The following is a 21,048-nucleotide window of genomic DNA, read 5'->3' as shown; positions in this document are numbered from 1 at the left end:
TCCTATTAATAGAACGCTTGCAGACCGGTTTGCGCACGCCCGAGGATCAGCGCGTGAACGTCGTGGGTACCTTCATAGGTATTCACTACTTCCAGGTTAACCAAGTGACGGGCCACGCCGAACTCATCAGAGATGCCATTGCCACCAAGCATGTCGCGCGCCATCCGTGCGATATCCAGCGATTTGCCGCACGAGTTGCGTTTCATGATCGAAGTGATTTCAACGGCGGCGGTACCTTCGTCTTTCATACGACCCAGACGCAGACAGCCTTGCAGTGCCAGGGTGATTTCGGTCTGCATGTCGGCGAGTTTCTTCTGCACCAGTTGAGTCGCGGCCAACGGTCGACCGAACTGCTGACGATCCAGTGTGTATTGGCGTGCGGTGTGCCAGCAGAACTCGGCGGCGCCCAGCGCGCCCCAGGAAATGCCATAGCGTGCGGAGTTGAGGCAGGTGAAAGGACCTTTCAGGCCACGGACATCCGGGAAGATGTTTTCTTCCGGCACGAACACGTTGTCCATGACAATCTCACCGGTGATCGAAGCGCGCAGGCCGACCTTGCCGTGAATCGCCGGAGCGCTCAGACCTTTCCAGCCTTTCTCCAGAACGAAACCACGGATGTCGCCAGCATCGTCCTTGGCCCAGACCACGAATACGTCAGCGATCGGGCTGTTGGTGATCCACATCTTCGCGCCAGTCAGGCTGTAGCCGCCATCGACTTTGCGCGCCCGGCTTATCATCGCGCCCGGATCGGAACCATGGTTCGGCTCGGTCAGGCCAAAGCAACCGATCCATTCGCCGGATGCCAGCTTCGGCAGATACTTCTGTTTCTGTGCCTCGGTGCCGAATTCGTTAATCGGCACCATCACTAGCGAGGATTGCACGCTCATCATCGAGCGATAACCGGAGTCGACGCGCTCGACCTCTCGGGCAATCAGACCGTAGCTGACATAGTTCAGACCGCTGCCACCGTATTGTTCGGGAATGGTCGCACCGAGCAGGCCGACTTCACCCATCTCGCGGAAGATTGCCGGATCGGTCTTCTCATGACGGAAAGCTTCGAGCACACGCGGCGCCAGACTCTGTTGAGCGAACTGCGCGGCGGTGTCGCGGATCATCCGCTCTTCTTCGGTGAGCTGTTGATCCAGCAGCAGGGGATCGATCCAATTGAAACTAGCTTTACCGCCCATGAGTGTGCCCTCGCAATCGGGTGAATTAACGTGGCATTGATCCTAGGCGCGGTTCGCCATCGCGGCAAACGAGGATTTCGCATCCTGTTGTGCTAATTTCTCACTCCGAAACGTCGCGAATAGCCTTTTATGCGGCGCATTAGTGAGGTTGACGTACATGCGCAGAAAGATCCCCAGCACCGCCGCCCTGATCAGCTTCGAAGCTGCCGCCCGCCATGAGAGCTTTACCCGTGCCGCTGAAGAGCTGTCCCTCACCCAAGGCGCCATTTGCCGACAGATCGCCAACCTCGAAGAGTTCCTCAGTGTGCAACTGTTCCGGCGTTCGCGACGAGGGGTGAAGCTGACGGAAGCGGGACTTTCCTACAGCCGCCGGGTGGCGACTCAGCTCGATGCAGTGGAGCGCGATACCCTCTCGGTGATGGGCCAGCAGGGCACCAACGTTATCGAGCTCGCCGTGGTGCCGACTTTCGGCACGCAGTGGTTGCTGCCACGCCTCAAGGATTTCCAGCTCAAGCACCCGGAAGTGACCGTCAATCTGACCAACCGCACCCGGCCATTCCTGTTTGCCGACACCCAATTCGATGCCGCGATCTACTTCGGTGATGCCGATTGGTCGGGTACCGAATCCCACAGATTGATGGGCGAGAATCCGATGCCGGTGTGCAGCCCCGCCCTACTCGGCGATCGCAAGCAACCGACAGCGCAAGCCATCGCCGAGCTACCGCTGCTGCAGCAGACCACCCGACCCTACGCTTGGCGCCAATGGTTCAACTCGCAGCAACTGAATATCCCTCGCGACATGACAGGTCCACGCTACGAGCTATTCTCCATGCTCGCCCAGGCAGCCATGCACGACATGGGCGTCGCGCTGATTCCGCCGTTTCTGATCCAGCGCGAGCTGGCAGAGAAACGGCTGGTGGTTGCCAACCCTCAAGCGCTCTCCAGCATCAAGGCCTATTATCTGATGATTCCGGAGCGAAAGGTCGAATCGGCATCGCTGAAGGCATTTCGCGACTGGCTGGTAAATCAAGCGCAGAGCTACAGCCTAGAAGAATAAAGGCTTTGCGCAATACTTAACCCCGTAGTCAGAAAAACCAAAGCCCTACAGATATAACTATTTGTCGCTTTCGCGCAGACTGTATCCGAAAGTCGTACAGACGTCCCACAAGCTGCCAAACACGTGGCTTTGAGCCTCAAATGGCGACTCATTGCTGCCTATTCACGCCACCGATGCGAAATTTTTCTAAATTCAGCCAGAATCCTTGCAGGGCACGGTCTGCAAGGGGTTCACCTGGCCATCTGCGACATTCGGTCACGGCATGACTTGTAGTTAATTTTCCGTCACCCGTCATAATCCCTTGAAGGGCATAAAGTTCGCCTGCAAAATGCCGCGCCCCGCCCTGATTCGGCGGGATCGTGCTGATCGGCCGCCCCAGTCGCACCATCCGTAGTGCATGGGTTTACTCAATAAGATCACGCAGGAGATTTGACGTGCACATTGGTGTTCCTCTCGAAACCCAGACCGGTGAAACACGGGTTGCTGCAACCCCGGAAACCATCAAGAAGCTGATCAGCCAAGGCCATAAGGTCACTGTACAAAGCGGCGCCGGCGTCAAAGCCAGTGTTGTTGACAGTGCCTATGAAGCGGCCGGCGCAAGCATTGGCAGCGCCAATGATGCGTTTGGCGCCGAGCTGATACTCAAAGTGGTCGCGCCAAGCGATGCCGAACTGACGCTGATCAAGCGCGGTGCGGTGCTGGTGGGTATGCTCAACCCATTCAACAACGAGACCATCGCGAAGATGGCTGAGTGCGGCATTACCGCGTTCGCCCTCGAAGCGGCGCCGCGTACCTCGCGGGCGCAGAGCCTTGATGTGTTGTCGTCGCAAGCGAACATCGCCGGTTATAAAGCGGTGCTACTCGCCGCTCACTATTACCCACGCTTCATGCCGATGCTGATGACTGCTGCGGGCACCGTGAAAGCGGCGCGCGTGCTGATTCTCGGCGCGGGTGTGGCCGGTCTGCAGGCGATTGCCACGGCGAAACGTCTGGGTGCGGTGATCGAAGCGTCTGACGTACGCCCAGCCGTTAAGGAACAGATCGAATCCCTCGGCGCCAAGTTCGTCGACGTGCCGTACGAGACCGATGAAGAGCGCGAATGTGCCGTCGGTGTCGGCGGTTACGCGCGGCCCATGCCGGCGAGCTGGATGCAGCGTCAGGCCCAGGCTGTGCACGATCGCGCCAAGCAGGCCGATATCGTCATCACCACCGCGCTGATTCCGGGCCGCAAGGCGCCGACGCTGCTGAGCGCCGAGACCGTGGCGCAGATGAAACCGGGCTCGGTGGTCATCGACCTTGCCGCCGCCCAGGGTGGCAACTGCCCACTGACCGTCGCCGATCAGGTCGTTGTGGAAAACGGTGTGACCATCGTCGGCCCGACCAACCTCGCCGGTGAAGTCGCTGCCGATGCTTCGGCGCTGTACGCACGCAACCTGCTGGACTTCCTCAAGCTGGTGTTCACCAAGGAAGGCCAGTTCGACGTCAACCTCGAAGACGACATCGTCGCCGCGTGCCTGATGTGCCGCGACGGCCAAGTCATCCGCAAAAACGCCTAAGCAGGGATTCAGACGATGGAAGAGCTTATCTCCCCGGTATCTACAACCTGATCATCTTCGTGCTGGCGATTTATGTCGGTTACCACGTGGTCTGGAACGTTACGCCTGCGCTGCACACGCCGTTGATGGCGGTGACCAATGCCATTTCCGCGATCGTGATAGTCGGTGCCATGCTCGCGGCCGCACTGACCGTCACGCCGCTGGGCAAGACCATGGGCACGCTGGCTGTGGCACTGGCGGCGGTCAATGTGTTCGGTGGCTTCCTGGTCACCCGCCGCATGCTTGAGATGTTCAAGAAGAAAGCCCCGAAAGCAAAAGAAGAGGCGCCGAAGTAATGAGCATGAATCTCGTCACGACGCTCTACCTGATCGCGTCGATCTGCTTTATCCAGGCACTCAAAGGCCTTTCGCACCCGACCACTTCGCGGCGCGGCGACCTGTTCGGCATGCTTGGCATGGCGTTGGCTATCATCACCACGGTCGGCCTCATCTATAAGTTGGGCGCTGAGCTGGCTACGGCTGGTATCGGTTATGTCATCGTTGGTCTGCTGGTCGGCGGCACCGCCGGTTCGATCATGGCCAAGCGCGTTGAAATGACCAAGATGCCGGAACTGGTAGCGTTCATGCACAGCATGATCGGCCTCGCGGCGGTGTTCATTGCCATTGCGGCGGTAGTTGAGCCGCAGTCGTTGGGTATCGTTAAACAGCTGGGCGATGCGATCCCGGCGGGCAACCGTCTGGAGCTGTTCCTCGGCGCTGCGATCGGTGCGATCACCTTCTCCGGTTCGGTGATTGCCTTCGGCAAGCTCTCGGGCAAGTACAAGTTCCGCCTGTTCCAGGGCGCGCCGGTACAGTTCGCCGGTCAGCACAAGCTCAATGCGATTCTGGGTCTGGCTACGCTGGTGCTCGGCCTGACCTTCATGTTCACCGGCAACCTTACGGCGTTCGCACTGATGCTGGCGCTGGCGTTCGTGATGGGCGTGCTGATCATCATCCCGATCGGCGGCGCCGACATGCCGGTGGTGGTGTCGATGCTCAACAGCTATTCCGGCTGGGCGGCGGCGGGCATCGGTTTCTCGCTGAACAACTCGATGCTGATCATTGCCGGCTCGCTGGTGGGTTCGAGCGGCGCGATTCTCTCGTACATCATGTGCAAGGCGATGAACCGTTCCTTCTTTAATGTGCTGCTCGGCGGTTTCGGCAATACAGCCGATGCAGGTCCCGCTGGTGCGCAGGAAGCCCGTCCGGTGAAATCCGGCTCGGCTGATGATGCAACCTTCCTGCTGACCAACGCCGACACCGTGATCATCGTCCCGGGTTACGGCCTGGCAGTGGCCCGTGCACAACACGCGCTGAAGGAACTGACCGAGAAGCTGACCCATCGCGGCGTAACCGTGAAGTACGCGATCCACCCGGTTGCCGGTCGCATGCCTGGGCACATGAACGTCCTGCTCGCCGAGGCCGAAGTGCCTTACGACCAGGTGTTCGAGATGGAAGACATCAACTCCGAATTCGGCCAGGCCGACGTGGTGCTGGTGCTCGGCGCAAACGACGTGGTCAACCCGGCCGCGAAGAACGATCCGAAGTCACCGATTGCCGGTATGCCGATTCTCGAAGCGTTCAAAGCCAAGACCATCATCGTCAACAAGCGCTCGATGGCCAGCGGCTACGCCGGCCTGGACAACGAACTGTTCTATCTGGACAAGACCATGATGGTCTTCGGCGATGCGAAGAAAGTCATCGAAGATATGGTCAAATCGGTCGAGTAATTCACCGCTGCAATAGCGAACGCCCCGACCTGTCGGGGCGTTTTTGGTTGCGCCAGACGCTGGACAATTTGCCGCGTTGTTGCAGATCCGGTAACGGTGTTTTACTGCAAACCCGCGAAATAGAGGCCTCGTTTGCGACCTTGGTAGCGGGACAGGCGCCGGCCAAATTCACTAGACTGCGCATCCTGCTACTCGTTGCCCGAGATAATAATCCATGTACCGTGACCGTATTCGCCTGCCTTCGTTGTTGGATAAAGTGATGAGCGCTGCCGACGCTGCCGCTCTGATTGAGGACGGCATGACCGTCGGCATGAGCGGTTTCACCCGCGCCGGCGAAGCCAAGGCCGTTCCCCACGCACTGGCCGAGCGCGCCAAGGTCACGCCGCTGAAGATCAGCCTGATGACCGGCGCCAGCCTGGGCAACGACCTCGACAAGCAACTGACCGAGGCCGGCGTGCTGTCGCGGCGCATGCCGTTTCAGGTCGACAGCACGTTGCGCAAGGCAATCAACGCCGGCGAAGTGATGTTCATTGACCAGCATCTCTCGGAAACGGTAGAGCAGTTGCGCAACCAGCAATTAAAGCTGCCGGACATTGCCGTCATTGAGGCAGTCGCCATCACCGAACAAGGCCACATCGTGCCAACCACTTCGGTGGGCAACTCGGCCAGCTTCGCGATCTTCGCCAAACAAGTGATCGTCGAGATCAACCTGGCCCACAACGCCAACCTCGAAGGCCTGCACGACATCTATATCCCGACGTACCGCCCGACGCGCACGCCAATCCCGCTGGTGAAAGTCGACGATCGCATCGGCAGCGCGGCAATTCCGATTCCGCCGGAGAAGATCGTCGCGATTGTCATCATTCAGCAGTCGGACTCGCCGTCTACAGTGTCGGTACCGGACGTTGATACCAACGCTATCGCCGAACACCTGATCACCTTCTTCAAGCAGGAAGTTGCGGCCGGGCGCATGACCAACAAGCTTGGCCCACTGCAGGCCGGCATTGGCAACATCGCCAACGCGGTGATGTGCGGCTTGATCGACTCGCCGTTCGAAGACCTGACCATGTACTCGGAAGTGCTCCAGGATTCGACTTTCGACCTGATCGATGCCGGCAAGCTGAGCTTTGCCTCGGGCAGTTCGATCACCCTGTCCGAGCGGCGCAACAGCGACGTGTTCGGCAACCTGGAGAAGTACAAGGACAAACTGATTCTGCGGCCGCAGGAGATCTCCAATCACCCGGAAGTGGTGCGCCGTCTGGGCATCATCGGCATCAACACCGCGCTGGAGTTCGATATCTACGGCAACGTCAACTCCACCCATGTCTGCGGCACGCGGATGATGAACGGCATCGGCGGCTCCGGCGACTTCGCGCGCAATGCGCATCTGGCGGTATTCGTGACCAAGTCGATCGCCAAGGGTGGCGCGATTTCCAGCGTGGTGCCGATGGTCAGCCACGTCGACCATACCGAGCATGACGTCGACATCCTGGTGACCGAAGTCGGCCTCGCCGACCTGCGTGGCCTGGCGCCACGGGAGCGTGCACGAGTGATCATCGACAACTGCGTGCATCCAGACTTTCGCCAGGCACTGAATGACTACTTCAGCGCTGCCTGTGCAATCGGCGGTCATACCCCGCACATTCTGCGCGAAGCACTGAGCTGGCATATGAACCTGGAAGAAACCGGGCGCATGCTGGCGGTGTGATTCACACAGATAATCACCGAGGCAAACACAGTTTTGCCTCGGTGGGTGTGCGCGAGAAGCAGGATCGCAAAAAACTGTACTGCTGTACCGGTCTTTTCCTACAGCAAAGTCCTACTAAATCCCCAGATACGAGCCGAAATGCACCAACCGAGTGCAGACAGGTACAGTTTGCCCAATTTCGACCCGTACACCATGCATAAACAGTTAACTGCTCACTCACAATACAAATGAACTGTATCTACAGAGACTATCCAAACGAGAGGATCATGGGCACCAGTCAAACCACTACCTGATCCCGCCACAAGCGGAAGGATGTCAACCATGGAACGTACACTCAGTTCCGAACTGTTCTTCGAAGACAAAGCTGTAAACACCCAGGCTTCCCTGCCTCTGCGCGTTATCGCCAATCTGATGTTGTGGCAGCGCCGCATCTCCAGCCGCCATCAACTGGCCCGTCTGGATTCGCGTCTGCTGGCTGATGCCGGTATCAGCGAAGCACAACGCTACGAAGAGCTGAGCAAGCCATTCTGGCGCTAAGCAGCGTCGCTGGCTCTGGTCTTCAGACCCACCGCCAGCAACCCGAATTGCACAAGCAGAACCCGTCGTGGGAAACCACGACGGGTTTTGTCGCTTCAGGGGCTTTGAATGCTCTAAAACGCATAACTGAATGAGCACAGGTACAATTTTCGAATTCTCGTATGACGCCAGTACAGTCATCCAGAACCTTTGGAGTATCACTGGCCACCACTGGGCGAACCGCATTTGCCAGCCTAATATCCCTGCAGAACGTGGCGAACGTTGCGCAACAGGCGTCTGACTCCTCAGATACCGAGCCACCTCTCACTACGGTTTATCCAAAGGAGTTCCATCATGACCCGTCTTCGCCTGCTCAGTGCCGCTGCCCTGCTGGCCGTGGCTGCCAACGCCAGCGCTACCAGCTTCATCGTGACCACCGACTCGATCGTCGGCGCGCTGAAAGCCTCTTCCGATGCCACTTCCGATGTGACCTCCTCGTTCCGTGACGACAAGATCGTCCTCGCCGCACGCGACGATGCCGCCAGCTTCGTGGCGAGCGAAGGCGATATCCGTGGGGTGAAGCTGGAAAGCGCGTTTGAGCACATCCGCCATCAGGCGCCACAACTCAATGCCACCGATGCCCAATTGGCTCAGGCCATTCTGACCCTCTGATCGCTTGCGGTATTGCGGGACACGGCAGCCGTGTCCCGATGTTTCAATGCTGGCTCTGGCCCGGGCTTTTGCGCTAGCCTTCAGGCTCGTCAACAGTTGTCGAGTCCCATGCGCTTTCTTCCAACTCTGCTCATCTCTTCTACTTTATTCGCTGCCTGCTGGGCGATGTCTGCCAACGCCTTCGATGCTTTCAATGCGTCGACCCAAGGCACGGTTGTCAGCGGTTACGCCACCAGCATGGTGTCTTCTGCGCCGTTCGACCGTAAACTGCTGCTCGCCGCCCATGATGACGCGGCTGCCTTTGTTGCCAGTGAAGGTGAATGGCGAGGCGCACGGCTGGAATCCGCGCTGCATTACCTGCGCAAAACCCGGCCGAAACTTCATGCCAGCGACCTTGAACTGGCAGAGGCAATTCTCGTCCAATAGTTATCCTTGTCCTTCCGGAGTCGTTCCATGCGTAGCCCGCTGATTGCTGCCGCCCTTGGCCTGTTTGTGTTGGCCGATGTGGCCCAGGCGCACACCCTGGTAGCCACCAGTAACATCATCGTTCGTGCCTCCCAGCGCACCATCGATTTCACCTCCGATACCACCACGTCGATTCGCGATTCGAAAATCATCCGCGAAGCCCACGACGACGCCGCCAGTTTCGTCGCCAGCAACGGTGACATCCGTGGCGCGCACCTCGAAGCCGCCCTCAACACCTTGCGTACCCGCGTGCCGGAAGCACGCGACGCCAGCGATCAGGTACTCGCCGAAGCAATCCTCGCACTGTGAGGTCCGTTGGCGCCTGGCTGCTGGCCGGAGCGTTGTTGCTGCTTGGCAACAGCGCCCACGCCGGCCTGCAATTGCGGCTCAAGACCGAGGGTTTGAGCCCGGCTCAAGTACAGGCCAGTCAGGCGCTGATCGATGAAGCCATGGCGAAACTGCCGCCGAGCTTCATCGAGCGGCTGGATCGGCGCATCGACGTCGGCTGGACCGATGACATGCCTGCCAACGCTTACGGGCAGGCAACGCTGGTTGCCGAGCTCGATCTGAATCGCAAGCTGCTCGACGGTCTCACCGATGGCAGCGCGGCGAAAGAGAAAACCAATCGCCCCCACGGCACTGTGCGCCAGGAACTGCTGGCCACGGTGCTGCACGAAATCACCCACATTTATGATCGCGCGCGTTTATGGCCAGGCGCCGAACGCACGCTGATCCAGCGCTGCTCCCGACGCTTCAACAGCGCCGGGCTGATCGGCATTCCCGATGAGTGTCGCGGGCAGAACGGTCGCCGCTTCACCATCAGCGACGACCCGCGCCTGCTCGACCTGGCCGGGTGGCAGCAATACGTCGGCCGCCGCGGCGAGCGCGAACAACACAATCGCCAGGTCGCCCGCAGCCCGGATCTTTACGAGATCTCCAGTCCCAAGGAATTCGTTGCGGTCAACATGGAGTACTTCCTCCTCGACCCGAGCTACGCCTGCCGCCGCCCGGCGCTGTATCGCTACTACAAGGAACATTTCGGCTGGGCGCCGCCAGCACAGGACACCTGCAGCAAGAGCTTCGCCTTTCTCAATGCGGGCAATGACTTCGCCAAGCAGCCCTTGGGACAAGTCGATCCGGAACGGGTCTACGCGGTCGATTACCTGCTGGCCGAGGCCAATCAGAACTGGGTCAGCCGCTGGGGCCACAGCATGCTGCGCCTGGTGATCTGCGCCCCGGTCGCCCGCGTGGCCCGGATTGCCGCCTCGACCTCGATCAGCACTTGGTGTTGTCCTATCGCGCCTTCGTTGGCGATGTGCAGCTGTCGAGTTGGGATGGTCTGGTCGGCAAATACCCGTCGCGGCTGTTCGTGCTGCCGCTGGCGCAAGTGATCGACGAATACACCAAAACCGAGCTGCGCAGCCTCGCTTCGGTGCCGCTGAACCTGTCTCGCGAGGAAATCGAAGGCGTGGTCGAACATGCCGCCGAGATGCACTGGAGCTACGACGGTAACTACTTCTTCCTGTCCAACAACTGCGCGGTAGAAGGCTTGAAGCTGTTGCGCAGCGGCAGCAATAACAGCCAGCTTGTCGGGCTCGACAGCATCATGCCCAACGGCTTGCTCGAAGTGCTCAAGGGCCGTGGTCTGGCCGATACCAGCGTGCTAGACGATCCGAAAGAAGCGCTACGCCTGGGCTACCGCTTCGACTCGTTCCGTGATCGCTATCAAGCGATGTTCGATGTGCTGAAGAAGCAGCTGCCGATCAAGCAGACCACTGTCGAAGACTGGCTGTCACTCAGCGCTGAACAACGCCGCGAATGGTTTGACCGCGCCGACCTGCGCACCAGCGCGGCGCTGTTGCTGCTCGAGCAGGCGAGTTTTCGCCGGCAGCTGTTGCTGGCGCAGGACGAGGTCAAGCAACGCTACCTCGGCGCCCGCGAGCTGGAAAACGGCGGCATGGACAAAGCCAACGCGACGCTGCAGGAGATCCTCGCCAACAGCGGCTTCCTCAGCCGCCCGGCGGAACTGCTCGATTCCAAAGGTTATGGACTGCCGCAGCCAAACGAGTTCAGCCGACTGGAAGCGGAAAGCAGTCAGCGCCAGAAGAAGCTGCTGGCGCTGTCCGGCGACCTTGATACCGAAGTGCGCAAACTGCTCGAACCCAAGCGCGCCGCCGAGATTGCCGCGAGCGAGGCCAATGTCAAACAGATTGGCGAGCACCTGCGCAAACTGCACAAGGCATCAGGCGGACTGCAATTGCCCTGAGCACAAAAAAGGCTTCAGAACGATGTTCTGAAGCCTTTTGGTTTTCCTTCGGTCTTAGACGCGAGCCTTGCGCACGCCTTGGGACAGCGCCGAACACAGACTCAACACGCCATCGATGGCCTGCTCAGGCGTATCGGCACTGGCGATGTGATCGATCAACGCCGAGCCCACCACCACACCGTCAGCCAGACGCGCGATCGCTGCGGCCTGCTCCGGTGTTCGGATACCGAAACCGATGCTGATCGGCAGGTCGGTATGCCGACGCAGACGTGCAACCGCCTCTTCCACATGCTCCAGAGTCGCTGCACCGGCACCGGTGACACCCGCGACGGACACGTAATAGACAAAACCGGAACTGCCGTTGAGCACGCGCGGCAGACGCGCGTCGTCAGTGGTCGGCGTGGTCAGGCGGATGAAATCCAGACCGGCAGCCTGCGCCGGGTCGCACAGTTCTTCGTTGTGCTCTGGCGGCATGTCGACCACGATCAGGCCGTCAACGCCAGCCTCTTTGGCTTCGGCGATGAAGCGCTCGACGCCGAATTTGTGGATCGGGTTGAAATAGCCCATCAACACCAGCGGCGTGTCGCTGTTGCCTTCACGGAACTCGCGAACCATTTGCAGGGTTTTCGCCAGATTCTGCTTGGCGCCCAGCGCGCGAATGTTGGCCAACTGGATCGCCGGGCCATCGGCCATCGGATCGGTGAACGGCATGCCCAGTTCGATCACATCGGCACCTGCGGCAGGCAGGCCTTTGAGGATTGCCAGCGAAGTGTCGTAGTCAGGATCACCGGCAGTGACAAAGGTCACCAGCGCCGCACGATTTTGTTGCTTGAGGTCGGCAAAGCGGGTTTGCAGGCGGCTCATCAGTGTTTCTCCTGCTGCGACTGTTGCATATGGTGCATCACGGTTTGCATGTCCTTGTCACCGCGGCCCGAGAGGTTGACCACCATCAGGTGATCCTTCGGCAGCTTCGGTGCGCGTTTGAACACTTCGGCCAGAGCGTGGGCGCTTTCCAGGGCAGGAATGATCCCTTCCAGACGGCAGCATTTGTGGAACGCTTCTAGAGCTTCGTCGTCGGTTACCGAGGTGTACTGGACGCGGCCGATGTCATGCAACCAGGCGTGTTCAGGGCCGATGCCCGGATAGTCGAGGCCGGCTGAAATCGAGTGGGCGTCGATGATCTGGCCATCGTCGTCCTGCAGCAGGAACGTGCGGTTACCGTGCAGCACGCCCGGCACGCCGCCGTTCAGGCTGGCCGCGTGCTTGCCGGTTTCGATGCCGTAACCGGCGGCTTCGACACCGATGATTTCCACGCTTTTGTCGTCGAGGAACGGGTGGAACAGGCCCATGGCGTTGGAACCGCCACCGATGCACGCCACCAGGCTGTCCGGCAGACGACCTTCCTGGGCTTGCAGCTGATCACGGGTTTCCTTGCCGATGACGGCCTGGAAGTCGCGGACCATTGCTGGATACGGGTGTGGGCCGGCTACGGTGCCGATCAGGTAGAAGGTGTTGTCGACGTTGGTCACCCAGTCGCGCAGGGCTTCGTTCATCGCGTCTTTCAGGGTGCCGGTACCAGCGACAACCGGAATCACTTCAGCGCCGAGCAGTTTCATGCGGAAGACGTTGGCCTGCTGACGTTCGATGTCGGTGGTGCCCATGTAGATCACGCAGTCCAGACCGAAACGCGCAGCAACGGTGGCCGTAGCCACGCCGTGCATGCCGGCGCCAGTCTCGGCAATGATGCGCTTCTTGCCCATGCGCCGCGCCAGCAGAATCTGGCCGATGCAGTTGTTGATCTTGTGCGCGCCGGTGTGATTCAGCTCTTCACGCTTGAGGTAGATCTTGGCGCCGCCGCAGAATTCGGTCAGGCGCTCAGCGAAATACAGCGGGCTCGGGCGTCCGACGTAGTCGCGCTGGAAGTAGGCCAATTCTTCTTTGAAGGCCGGATCTTCCTTGGCCGCTTCGTACTCGCGAGCCAGGTCGAGGATCAACGGCATCAGGGTTTCCGCTACATAACGGCCACCGAACGCACCGAACAGGCCGTTGGCGTCGGGGCCGTTACGCAGATCGGAGGTGTGCGAAGTCTGGGTCATGGGTCGCTCCAGGTGGATTCGGTCAGAAGACAATGACGACCACTCTACCCCTGACTTTCCAGGCTGAAAACCGATAAGATCGCCTAAACCTGTCAGGAAAACTCACAGATACCATGAGCCATGACCTTCCCCCGCTAAATGCCTTGCGCGCCTTCGAGGCCACCGCCCGACTGAACAGTGTGAGTCAGGCTGCCGAACAGCTGCACGTCACCCACGGCGCGGTCAGCCGCCAGCTCAAGGTGCTTGAGGAACATCTCGGCGTGAGCCTGTTCATCAAGGACGGGCGCGGCTTGAAACTCACAGATGCCGGCGTGCGTCTACGCGATGCCAGCGCTGAAGCGTTCGATCGGCTGCGCAGTGTTTGCGCCGAACTCACACAAAGCACAGCGGATGCGCCATTCGTGCTGGGTTGTTCGGGGAGCCTGCTGGCGCGCTGGTTTATTCCGCGCCTGGGGCGGCTGAATGCCGATTTGCCGGATCTGCGTCTGCACCTGTCGGCCGGTGAAGGCGATCTCGATCCCCGGCGCCCGGGCCTTGATGCGTTGTTGCTGTTCGCCGAACCACCGTGGCCGGCCGATATGCAGGTCTATGAACTGGCGGCGGAACGCATCGGCCCCGTAATGAGCCCGTTGTATAGCGGTTATCAGAAGCTGCACACCGCTGTGGCCGCAGATCTTTTTGATGAGCCCTTGCTGCACACCACCTCTCGCCCACAAGCCTGGCCCAGCTGGGCGCAGCAAAACCACCTCAATCCCAAGGCGTTGAAGCTCGGGCAAGGTTTTGAGCATTTGTATTATTTGCTGGAGGCGGCTGTTGCAGGTCTCGGCGTGGCAATCGCGCCGGAGCCGCTGGTAACCGAAGATCTGAAGGCGGGTCGCCTGGTTGCGCCGTGGGGCTTTTGCGAAACCCCGGCGCAACTGGCGTTGTGGCTACCCAAGCGCGCCGCAGACGGACGCGCCCGGCAACTGGCGCAATGGCTCAAAAACGAGCTGCGCCAGCCTGATCACTCACCGCGCTTGAACAAAAAGTAGGCGGCGAGCAGACCGATTGCACCGACAGCCACGCCGGCTGTGGTCCATGGGTGTTCCTGCGCGTAGTCACGAGTGGCAATGCCGGTCTCGCGGGTTTTCACTTTGACTTCTTCGTACGCGTCGCTGAGCAGATGACGGGAATGTTTCAGCGCACTTTCGGCGTTGCTTTTCAGCGCCTTGAGGGTCTTGCGCGACTCGTCCGAAGCATCGTCTTTCAAGCTTTCCAACGATTTGAGCAGACTCTCGATCTCGGCTTCCATGCTTTGCAACGAGGCTTTACGTAAAGAGGTGTTGGCCATGGTGGCTCTCCTGCATTGGTGATGAGTGGCGTGTGTTGGTTGGGACTTCACCACTTCGAGAAAGTGCAGAAATTCTGAACTTCGGCAGCGCAGCGGCGCCGAAATCAACAGTGCAATTGCCTGCTAGTCTCAATTTCACACGCCATTCCAACCCAAGGAGATCGCCATGAGTGACCATCACACGTACAAGAAAGTCGAACTGGTCGGTTCGTCCACCACCAGCATCGAAGACGCCATCAACAATGCCCTGGCCGAGGCCAACAAGACCCTGCGCAATCTGGAATGGTTTGAAGTGACTGAAACCCGCGGCCACATCGAAAACGGCCAAGTGGCGCATTTTCAGGTAACGCTGAAAGTCGGCTTCAAGATTGTCGCCAGCTGAGTTTGAGCTAGTCTTCTGAACTTGCGCGCTGGCCGAGTGCCATAGGGAATGGCAAAGCGCTACAAGGTGAGCGCATCGGGTGGATGACTCGATGCCCGCCTCTTTCAATCCGACCAGGGAGTGCGACCGATGAAGAAGTTCATGTTGGCAGTAGGTTTGTTGAGCCTTGCGGGTGGTGCATTTGCAGCCGGCAAACCTTGTGAAGAGCTGAAAAGCGAAATCGCAGCGAAGCTCGACGCCAAGGGCGTTTCCGGTTATTCGCTGGAGGTTGTCGACAAGGGTGCAGCGGCTGATGGCGATGTCGTCGGCAGCTGCGAAGGCGGCAGCAAGGAAATCGTCTACAAGCGCGGTTGATTGCGCCTGAAATACAAAAGCCGACGTGGATGCGTCGGCTTTTTTGTGGGCTCCATGTACCCGATGTGGGAGCGAGCTTGCTCGCGAAACCGGTGGGTCAGTTGACATATCGAGTGCCTGACACTCCGTCTTCGCGAGCAAGCTCGCTCCCACAAGGTATGCGTGGTGAATCTTAGCCCTTCATCACCTGCGCCAGCAGCTCGTACGAGCGCACGCGATCAGCATGCTCATACAAATCGCTGGTGAAAATCAGCTCGTCCGCCTGGGTCTGCTCGATGAGCACTTCAAGCTTGGCGCGGATCTTCTGCGGGCCGCCGACCATGGCGAGGCCGAGGAAATCGCCCACCGCTTCACGTTCATGGGGCAGCCACAGACCGTCCATGGTTTTCACCGGCGGACGCTGCACCAGGCTCTGGCCACGCATCAGCGCAAGAATGCGCTGGTACACCGACGTCGCCAGGTAATCGGCCTGCTCGTCGGTATCCGCTGCCACCAACGGCACGCCGAGCATCACGTAAGGCTTGTCGAGCACCGCCGACGGTTTGAAGTGATTGCGGTAGATGCGGATCGCCTCGTGCATGAAGCGCGGCGCGAAGTGCGAGGCAAAGGCGTAAGGCAAGCCGCGCTCACCCGCCAATTGCGCACTGAACAGGCTTGAGCCGAGCAGCCAGATCGGCACGTTGGTGCCGGTGCCGGGCATGGCGATCACCCGTTGCTCAGGGGTGCGCGGGCCGAGGTAGCGCATCAGTTCGGCGACGTCTTCAGGAAGTCGTCAGCGCTGCCCGAGCGCTCACGGCGCAAGGCGCGGGCGGTCATCTGGTCCGAGCCGGGCGCGCGGCCCAGACCCAGGTCGATTCGCCCCGGATACAGGCTCTCGAGGGTGCCGAACTGTTCGGCAATCACCAGCGGCGCATGGTTGGGCAGCATCACCCCGCCGGAACCGACGCGGATCGTCGACGTGCCCCCGGCCAAATAGCCGAGCAACACCGAAGTGGCCGAACTGGCGATGCCGTCCATGTTGTGGTGTTCGGCGACCCAGAATCTTGTGTAGCCGAATTTCTCGGCATGCTGCGCCAGATCCAGCGAGTTGTGCAGCGATTGCGCCGCGCTGCCGTTTTCGCGCACCGGCACCAGGTCGAGGGTGGAAAATTTAACGTCGGACAGTTTTTTCATGAACCTGCATCTCCGGGTGGGGAGGCAGGTTTTTCTTGCAAACGAAAACCTGCCAAATCCATAAGCGTGTTTTATGGAATGAGGGCATATACCCGAGATTCAATAGCAGCAACGAAATTTCCTACTAAAAAGTCAACGATTCAGCCAGGCTGAACTTTGTTCTGCCGTCTATCCTCAGAAGCCTTGCTAGTAAAAACCGCGACGGCGCGGCGTTCCGCGCCACATTTGAGGAGGCAGACATGGCTATCGTGAAAAAGGCATCGGCGCATTGGGAAGGCGACCTGAAAACCGGTCTCGGCTCGATCTCCACCGAAACCGGCGTACTGCGCGAAGCACCGTACGGCTTCAAGGCGCGCTTTGAAGGCGGCAAGGGCACCAATCCGGAAGAACTGATCGGCGCGGCCCACGCAGGATGCTTCTCCATGGCGTTTTCGATGATTCTCGGCGACGCCGGCCTGAAGGCAGACAGCATCGACACCAACGCTGAAGTTACTCTCGATCAGGTTGACGGCGGCTTCGCGATCACTGCGGTGAAGCTGATTCTCAAGGCGAAGATCCCGGGCGCAACTCAGCAACAGTTTGAGGAGTTGAGCAACAAGGCCAAGGAAGGTTGCCCGGTTTCCAAGGTGCTGAATGCGAAGATCACCCTTGAGGCTTCGCTGGTCAGCTGATTCGGCGTTTGCAGCGCTGACGCGTTCGCGAGCAGGCTCGCTTCCACAGGGATTTGTGCACATCGCAGATCCGGTGTGGGAGCGAGCCTGCTCGCGAAGGCAATCTCGAAACCAGCTCAGCGGCCGGCAATTAATACAAGGTGTGAGCAAAGTCAGAACCCGCTCTGTAAAAATGTGGTCGAATAATCGACAGCAGCTTCAGCGCACACCCGTGCGCGCTGCCTCAAGGAGCTTCATCGATGAAACGTATTGGCTTGGCGATCCTTTGCAGTGCACTGGCCACGTCCGCTTTCGCAGCCCCAAGGACTGCGAAGAGCTCAGAAAGGAAATCGAGATCAAGATCCAGGCGAAGGCCATTCCCTCGTACACACTGGAAATCATCACGGCCGAAGAGGCGAAGCAGCACGACTCAGCCATGATCGTCGGTTCTTGCGAGAACGGCACCAAGCGCATCATCTATCAGAAAAACGACAGCTGAAGCGCTAGATGATGCAGTTGAACTCGCGGTCTTCAGCAACGATTTCGCGTTTGGCATTGTACAAACGTGCGCTCGGCGTGAATGCCAACGAACGTCCTTCCAGCAGATAACGCTGGCCGGCTTCGAAGTGGTCGTAGCGGATCGTCAGATAACACAAACGCTCGACCGGGCCGGTGAGCAGACTGCCACCGCCGCCAAACACTTCGAAGTCGAAACGCACCCGCAGCTCGTGGCTGCCGGGCGTCACCTGGAAGAAGCGCCCGTCGTTCAAGCGCTGGTTGTCGAGGCGCTCGGCCATCAGCAACTTGCCGCCGGGGCTTGGCGTTGAGAAGTCGACCCAGGCCATGTGCGGGTCAACCGGTGGCAATGGCGTCTGGCAACCGGCGACGAGACCGACAACGAACAACAGCAGCAAGGTACGCATGGTGGATATCCGCAGGTTTTAACAGCCAGCATAGCGCCGATCAACTGCTCTGACAGCCCGCCGGCGTACCCTGACCGACGACCTTGCGCTGTTCGTCATAAAGCTTGGCCCAAGGCCGGAAGCCGATGCTGCCCGCCTGCAACTGATAGCGCTGGCCGGCGTTGAAATCCTTGAATTTCACGCTCAACTGGCAATCGCGCCACAGCGGTTCGGCAGTCGGGCCGATGTTGGTGGCTTTGACCGGAAACTGATAGCGCACCTTCAGCTCATGGCTGCCGGGCTGCACTTCGAAATATCGTTTGTCGACAGCCTGTGTGGCATCGACTTGCACGGCTTGCAGTGCCGTGTCGTGTTGCCGGGCGTCGAGATCGATCCAGGCTTGCGAAGGGTCGGGGTCGGGCATTCCGAATCCGGCACAACCGGCCAGCGTCAGCAGGCCTCCTGTCAGCATCAACATGCGCATAGCGGTGCTCCTTGAGGCGGGATAGTCTTGGGGCAGACTTTCCGGGGAATTTCTTATTTTGATCAGGCCGTATTCCAGCCTTGGGTTACTTGATCGCGTTTTTCCGATTTTGTTTCCGGGTGTGTTGTTTTTGTTGCTCAACGGTTGCGCCAGCGTCAGCTATTACAGCCAGTTGGCCAGCGGACAATTGCAGTTGCTGCGCGCGCGGGAGCCGGTCGAGCACGTCATTGCCGACCCAAGCCGCGATGCCAAATTGCGCGCGCATCTGGCTCAATCACAAAAGGCCCGCGCGTTCGCCAGCGAGCATCTGCACCTGCCGGACAACCAGAGCTATCGCCTGTACGCCGACCTTGGCCGGCCGTTCGTGGTGTGGAACGTGTTCGCCACCACAGAGTTTTCCCTCACGCCGCAGAATCACTGCTTCCCGATTGCCGGCTGCGTGGCCTATCGCGGCTACTACAGCCAGAGCGCCGCCCGTGGCGAAGCGGCGCTTCAGCGCTTGCAGGGCATGGACGTGTCGATCGGCGGGGTCGAGGCGTACTCGACGCTTGGCTGGTTCAATGACCCGATCCTCAATTCGATGATGGGCTGGGGCGACGAACGACTGGCCACGCTGATTTTTCATGAGCTGGCGCACCAGAAGTTCTATGTAAAGGACGACACCGAGTTCAACGAGTCATTTGCCACGTTTGTCGAGCAGGAAGGGACGCGGCAGTGGCGGGCGTTTCGCGGCTTGCCAGCGGAGTCGGATGCCAGACTCAAGCAGCGTGACCAGTTCATCGAACTGGTACTCGCCACGCGTTCTCGACTGGAGAAGCTGTATGCGCAGCCACTGTCGGTCGAGCAGATGCGAGAGCGCAAAGCGGCGGAGTTCGAGCGCTTGCGCCGGGAGTATCGGGTCATGCGCGACAGTCAGTGGGCCGGGGACAAGCGCTATGACGCCTGGGTCAACGCGCCGCTGAACAACGCGCGACTGTTGCCGTTCGGGCTGTATGACCAGTGGGTGCCGGCGTTCGCGGCCGTGTTCCGGCAGGTCGGTGGGGATTGGCCGAGGTTTTATGCCGAGGTTGAGCGGTTGGGACGATTGCCGGTTGATGAGCGCAAGGCGGCTTTGAGGGCCTTGGCCATTCCTGAGTCCTCCAGCGGCTGAACGGGCCTCATCGCTGGCAAGCCAGCTCCCACAGGGCAGCGGTGAGCCTGAAGATATCGCTAACCTGTGGGAGCTGGCTTGCCAGCGATAGCCATCTGATCAGCGCTGCAAAAACGCCTGATGCAACGCATCCAGGGTTTCGAAGTGGTAAGCCGGCGCCTCGGCATTCAACTCCTCGAAACTGCCAAACCCATAGCCCACCGCCGCTGCATCCAAGCCGTTGCTGCGGGCGCCGATCAGGTCATGCTTGCGATCGCCGATCATCAGGGTCTGCGCCGGGTCGAGGCGTTCTTCCTCAAGCAGGTGCGCAATCAGCTCAACCTTGTTGGTGCGCGTGCCGTCCAGTTCGCTGCCGTAGATCACTTTGAAATGCCGGGCGAAGTCGAAGTGCCGGGCGATCTCGCGGGCAAATACCCACGGCTTGGACGTCGCGATGTACAACTGCCGCCCCTGCCCGCTCAAGGTTTCCAGCAACGGCGTCACCCCGTCGAACACCCGATTCTCGTAGAGCCCGGTGACCTTGAAGCGCTCGCGATAGAAATTCACCGCTTCCCAGGCCTTGGCCTCGTCGAAATCGTAGAACTGCATGAACGCTTGCAGCAGCGGCGGACCGATGAAGTGTTCCAGTTTGCTCAGGTCCGGTTCGTCGATGCCGAGGTTGGCCAAGGCAAATTGAATTGAGCGGGTAATGCCCTCACGCGGGTCGGTCAGGGTGCCATCGAGGTCGAACAGTACGGTCTGGTAATGCATGGAAATTCCCGGGCAGGTGTAGGGCGATTCAGAGCTGGTCGTAGCCTTCGGCCAGATGCAGGTCCTTGAGCTTGACGTAATTCGCCGCGCTGTAGATGAAGAAGGCATTTTCCTTTTCGGTCAGCGGACGCACTTGCTTGACCGGGCTGCCGACGTACAGGAAGCCACTCTGCAGGCGCTTGCCCGGCGGCACCAGGCTGCCAGCGCCAATGATCACGTCGTCCTCGACCACGGCGCCGTCCATGACAATGCTGCCCATGCCGATCAACACGCGGCTGCCAACGGTGCAGCCGTGCAGCATGACCTTGTGGGCGATGGTCACGTCATCGCCGATCAGCAGTGGAAAACCGTCCGGGTTGAACGGGCCGGCGTGGGTGATGTGCAGTACGCAGCCATCCTGCACGCTGGTGCGCGCGCCGATGCGGATGCGGTGCATGTCGCCACGGATCACCGTCAGCGGCCAGACTGAGCTGTCTGCGCCAATTTCGACGTCGCCGATCACCACCGCCGAACCGTCGACGAATGCGCCGTTGCTCAGGCGGGGGTGTGATTCTGGTATTTGCGAAGGGACACGATTAGTTC

Annotated in this window: 20 protein-coding genes and 5 pseudogenes; 16 read left to right on the top strand and 9 right to left on the bottom strand. The window is 59.8% G+C overall.

Annotated features, from left to right (window positions below; translation table 11 throughout):
- Positions 1-5 precede the first annotated feature (5 nt).
- Complete coding sequence (locus tag LJU32_05240; protein ID WKV89762.1) at positions 6-1,187, bottom strand: acyl-CoA dehydrogenase; 1,182 nt, start codon at positions 1,185-1,187, stop codon at positions 6-8.
- A 157-nt stretch (positions 1,188-1,344) separates the two neighbouring features.
- Here LJU32_05240 and LJU32_05235 point away from each other — a divergent pair, with 157 nt between their 5' ends.
- The 10 genes and pseudogenes from LJU32_05235 (at position 1,345) to LJU32_05190 (ending at position 11,195) form a co-directional block, all read left to right on the top strand.
- A complete protein-coding gene (locus LJU32_05235) occupies positions 1,345-2,244 on the top strand; it encodes a LysR family transcriptional regulator (GenBank protein ID WKV89761.1) in 900 nt (299 codons plus the stop codon).
- A gap of 434 nt (positions 2,245-2,678) precedes the next feature.
- Entirely contained in the window at positions 2,679-3,800 is a 1,122-nt protein-coding gene (locus LJU32_05230) for a Re/Si-specific NAD(P)(+) transhydrogenase subunit alpha (GenBank protein WKV89760.1), read from the top strand.
- Positions 3,801-3,815: 15 nt separating this feature from the next.
- Positions 3,816-4,135 (top strand): annotated as a pseudogene (locus tag LJU32_05225) (NAD(P) transhydrogenase subunit alpha).
- Complete coding sequence (locus LJU32_05220; protein ID WKV89759.1) at positions 4,135-5,568, top strand: NAD(P)(+) transhydrogenase (Re/Si-specific) subunit beta; 1,434 nt, start codon at positions 4,135-4,137, stop codon at positions 5,566-5,568. Before LJU32_05225 ends, LJU32_05220 begins: the two are co-directional and overlap by 1 nt.
- Positions 5,569-5,782: 214 nt before the next feature.
- Entirely contained in the window at positions 5,783-7,276 is a 1,494-nt protein-coding gene (locus LJU32_05215; protein WKV89758.1) for an acetyl-CoA hydrolase/transferase family protein, read from the top strand.
- 321 nt (positions 7,277-7,597) lie between these two features.
- A complete protein-coding gene (locus LJU32_05210) occupies positions 7,598-7,813 on the top strand; it encodes a DUF1127 domain-containing protein (GenBank protein WKV89757.1) in 216 nt (71 codons plus the stop codon).
- Between the two features lie 333 nt (positions 7,814-8,146).
- Positions 8,147-8,464 carry a DUF2388 domain-containing protein gene (locus tag LJU32_05205; protein ID WKV89756.1) on the top strand — a complete coding sequence of 106 codons (318 nt, stop codon included), beginning with the start codon at positions 8,147-8,149 and terminating at the stop codon, positions 8,462-8,464.
- Between the two features lie 108 nt (positions 8,465-8,572).
- On the top strand, positions 8,573-8,890 hold the full coding sequence (locus LJU32_05200) for a DUF2388 domain-containing protein (GenBank protein ID WKV89755.1): 318 nt from the start codon (positions 8,573-8,575) through the stop codon (positions 8,888-8,890).
- A 27-nt stretch (positions 8,891-8,917) separates the two neighbouring features.
- Entirely contained in the window at positions 8,918-9,238 is a 321-nt protein-coding gene (locus LJU32_05195; protein WKV89754.1) for a DUF2388 domain-containing protein, read from the top strand.
- A pseudogene (locus LJU32_05190) lies at positions 9,235-11,195 on the top strand (DUF4105 domain-containing protein). The gene LJU32_05195 and the pseudogene LJU32_05190 overlap by 4 nt, the downstream one beginning before the upstream one ends.
- Positions 11,196-11,249: 54 nt before the next feature.
- Here LJU32_05190 and trpA read toward each other — a convergent pair.
- Both trpA and trpB read right to left on the bottom strand, forming a co-directional pair.
- Complete coding sequence (trpA, locus tag LJU32_05185; GenBank protein WKV89753.1) at positions 11,250-12,059, bottom strand: tryptophan synthase subunit alpha; 810 nt, start codon at positions 12,057-12,059, stop codon at positions 11,250-11,252.
- Positions 12,059-13,291, bottom strand: coding sequence for a tryptophan synthase subunit beta (trpB, locus tag LJU32_05180; GenBank protein ID WKV89752.1), 1,233 nt, complete (start codon positions 13,289-13,291; stop codon positions 12,059-12,061). The genes trpA and trpB overlap by 1 nt, the downstream gene beginning before the upstream one ends.
- 113 nt (positions 13,292-13,404) lie before the next feature.
- Between trpB and LJU32_05175 the strand changes: the two genes are divergently transcribed.
- The gene (locus LJU32_05175; GenBank protein WKV89751.1) at positions 13,405-14,322 is read left to right on the top strand and encodes a LysR family transcriptional regulator; all 918 of its coding nucleotides are present in this window, start codon (positions 13,405-13,407) and stop codon (positions 14,320-14,322) included.
- Here LJU32_05175 and LJU32_05170 read toward each other — a convergent pair.
- A complete protein-coding gene (locus LJU32_05170) occupies positions 14,295-14,621 on the bottom strand; it encodes a DUF883 family protein (GenBank protein WKV89750.1) in 327 nt (108 codons plus the stop codon). The two genes, LJU32_05175 and LJU32_05170, sit on opposite strands and share 28 nt — an antisense overlap.
- Positions 14,622-14,787: 166 nt before the next feature.
- Between LJU32_05170 and LJU32_05165 the strand changes: the two genes are divergently transcribed.
- Together LJU32_05165 and LJU32_05160 are read left to right on the top strand one after the other, a co-directional pair.
- Complete coding sequence (locus LJU32_05165) at positions 14,788-15,003, top strand: dodecin family protein (GenBank protein WKV89749.1); 216 nt, start codon at positions 14,788-14,790, stop codon at positions 15,001-15,003.
- 129 nt (positions 15,004-15,132) lie between these two features.
- On the top strand, positions 15,133-15,357 hold the full coding sequence (locus LJU32_05160) for a DUF1161 domain-containing protein (GenBank protein ID WKV89748.1): 225 nt from the start codon (positions 15,133-15,135) through the stop codon (positions 15,355-15,357).
- 172 nt (positions 15,358-15,529) lie between these two features.
- Here the strand turns inward: LJU32_05160 and LJU32_05155 are convergent.
- Positions 15,530-16,530 (bottom strand): annotated as a pseudogene (locus tag LJU32_05155) (LLM class flavin-dependent oxidoreductase).
- Between the two features lie 239 nt (positions 16,531-16,769).
- On the opposite strand from LJU32_05155, the gene LJU32_05150 reads away from it, so the two are divergent.
- Together LJU32_05150 and LJU32_05145 are read left to right on the top strand one after the other, a co-directional pair.
- The gene (locus tag LJU32_05150; protein WKV89747.1) at positions 16,770-17,201 is read left to right on the top strand and encodes an OsmC family protein; all 432 of its coding nucleotides are present in this window, start codon (positions 16,770-16,772) and stop codon (positions 17,199-17,201) included.
- 239 nt (positions 17,202-17,440) lie between these two features.
- A pseudogene (locus LJU32_05145) lies at positions 17,441-17,679 on the top strand (DUF1161 domain-containing protein).
- A 4-nt stretch (positions 17,680-17,683) separates the two neighbouring features.
- Here the strand turns inward: LJU32_05145 and LJU32_05140 are convergent.
- Entirely contained in the window at positions 17,684-18,103 is a 420-nt protein-coding gene (locus LJU32_05140; protein WKV89746.1) for a hypothetical protein, read from the bottom strand.
- 40 nt (positions 18,104-18,143) lie between these two features.
- Positions 18,144-18,566: a hypothetical protein gene (locus LJU32_05135; protein WKV89745.1), complete on the bottom strand. Its 423-nt coding sequence runs from the start codon at positions 18,564-18,566 to the stop codon at positions 18,144-18,146.
- 58 nt (positions 18,567-18,624) lie between these two features.
- Here LJU32_05135 and LJU32_05130 point away from each other — a divergent pair, with 58 nt between their 5' ends.
- Positions 18,625-19,716, top strand: a complete 1,092-nt coding sequence (locus LJU32_05130) for an aminopeptidase (protein WKV89744.1) — start codon at positions 18,625-18,627, stop codon at positions 19,714-19,716.
- A gap of 99 nt (positions 19,717-19,815) precedes the next feature.
- Here the strand turns inward: LJU32_05130 and LJU32_05125 are convergent, their stop codons facing one another.
- Together LJU32_05125 and LJU32_05120 are read right to left on the bottom strand one after the other, a co-directional pair.
- The gene (locus LJU32_05125) at positions 19,816-20,466 is read right to left on the bottom strand and encodes an HAD family hydrolase (protein WKV89743.1); all 651 of its coding nucleotides are present in this window, start codon (positions 20,464-20,466) and stop codon (positions 19,816-19,818) included.
- A 28-nt stretch (positions 20,467-20,494) separates the two neighbouring features.
- A pseudogene (locus LJU32_05120) lies at positions 20,495-21,039 on the bottom strand (gamma carbonic anhydrase family protein).
- Positions 21,040-21,048 lie beyond the last annotated feature (9 nt).

The sequence above is a fragment of the Pseudomonas sp. B21_DOA genome (genome assembly GCA_030544685.1).
In the GTDB taxonomy this organism is placed as follows: Bacteria; Pseudomonadota; Gammaproteobacteria; order Pseudomonadales; family Pseudomonadaceae; genus Aquipseudomonas; species Aquipseudomonas fluorescens_AO.
Note: the sequence above shows the minus strand (reverse complement) of the source record. Positions and strands in the feature narration are given on the sequence as shown.

Bases quoted from the DNA above. Each gene is read 5' to 3' on its own strand.
- LJU32_05160 (WKV89748.1), top strand. From the start codon at position 15,133: ATGAAGAAGTTCATGTTGGCAGTAGGTTTGTTGAGCCTTGCGGGTGGT.
- trpB (WKV89752.1), bottom strand. From the start codon at position 13,291: ATGACCCAGACTTCGCACACCTCCGATCTGCGTAACGGCCCCGACGCC.
- LJU32_05210 (WKV89757.1), top strand. From the start codon at position 7,598: ATGGAACGTACACTCAGTTCCGAACTGTTCTTCGAAGACAAAGCTGTA.
- LJU32_05195 (WKV89754.1), top strand. From the start codon at position 8,918: ATGCGTAGCCCGCTGATTGCTGCCGCCCTTGGCCTGTTTGTGTTGGCC.
- LJU32_05150 (WKV89747.1), top strand. From the start codon at position 16,770: ATGGCTATCGTGAAAAAGGCATCGGCGCATTGGGAAGGCGACCTGAAA.
- LJU32_05165 (WKV89749.1), top strand. From the start codon at position 14,788: ATGAGTGACCATCACACGTACAAGAAAGTCGAACTGGTCGGTTCGTCC.
- LJU32_05125 (WKV89743.1), bottom strand. From the start codon at position 20,466: ATGCATTACCAGACCGTACTGTTCGACCTCGATGGCACCCTGACCGAC.
- LJU32_05170 (WKV89750.1), bottom strand. From the start codon at position 14,621: ATGGCCAACACCTCTTTACGTAAAGCCTCGTTGCAAAGCATGGAAGCC.
- LJU32_05175 (WKV89751.1), top strand. From the start codon at position 13,405: ATGAGCCATGACCTTCCCCCGCTAAATGCCTTGCGCGCCTTCGAGGCC.
- LJU32_05235 (WKV89761.1), top strand. From the start codon at position 1,345: ATGCGCAGAAAGATCCCCAGCACCGCCGCCCTGATCAGCTTCGAAGCT.
- LJU32_05200 (WKV89755.1), top strand. From the start codon at position 8,573: ATGCGCTTTCTTCCAACTCTGCTCATCTCTTCTACTTTATTCGCTGCC.
- LJU32_05140 (WKV89746.1), bottom strand. From the start codon at position 18,103: ATGCGTACCTTGCTGCTGTTGTTCGTTGTCGGTCTCGTCGCCGGTTGC.
- LJU32_05240 (WKV89762.1), bottom strand. From the start codon at position 1,187: ATGGGCGGTAAAGCTAGTTTCAATTGGATCGATCCCCTGCTGCTGGAT.
- LJU32_05215 (WKV89758.1), top strand. From the start codon at position 5,783: ATGTACCGTGACCGTATTCGCCTGCCTTCGTTGTTGGATAAAGTGATG.
- LJU32_05205 (WKV89756.1), top strand. From the start codon at position 8,147: ATGACCCGTCTTCGCCTGCTCAGTGCCGCTGCCCTGCTGGCCGTGGCT.
- LJU32_05220 (WKV89759.1), top strand. From the start codon at position 4,135: ATGAGCATGAATCTCGTCACGACGCTCTACCTGATCGCGTCGATCTGC.
- LJU32_05135 (WKV89745.1), bottom strand. From the start codon at position 18,566: ATGCGCATGTTGATGCTGACAGGAGGCCTGCTGACGCTGGCCGGTTGT.
- trpA (WKV89753.1), bottom strand. From the start codon at position 12,059: ATGAGCCGCCTGCAAACCCGCTTTGCCGACCTCAAGCAACAAAATCGT.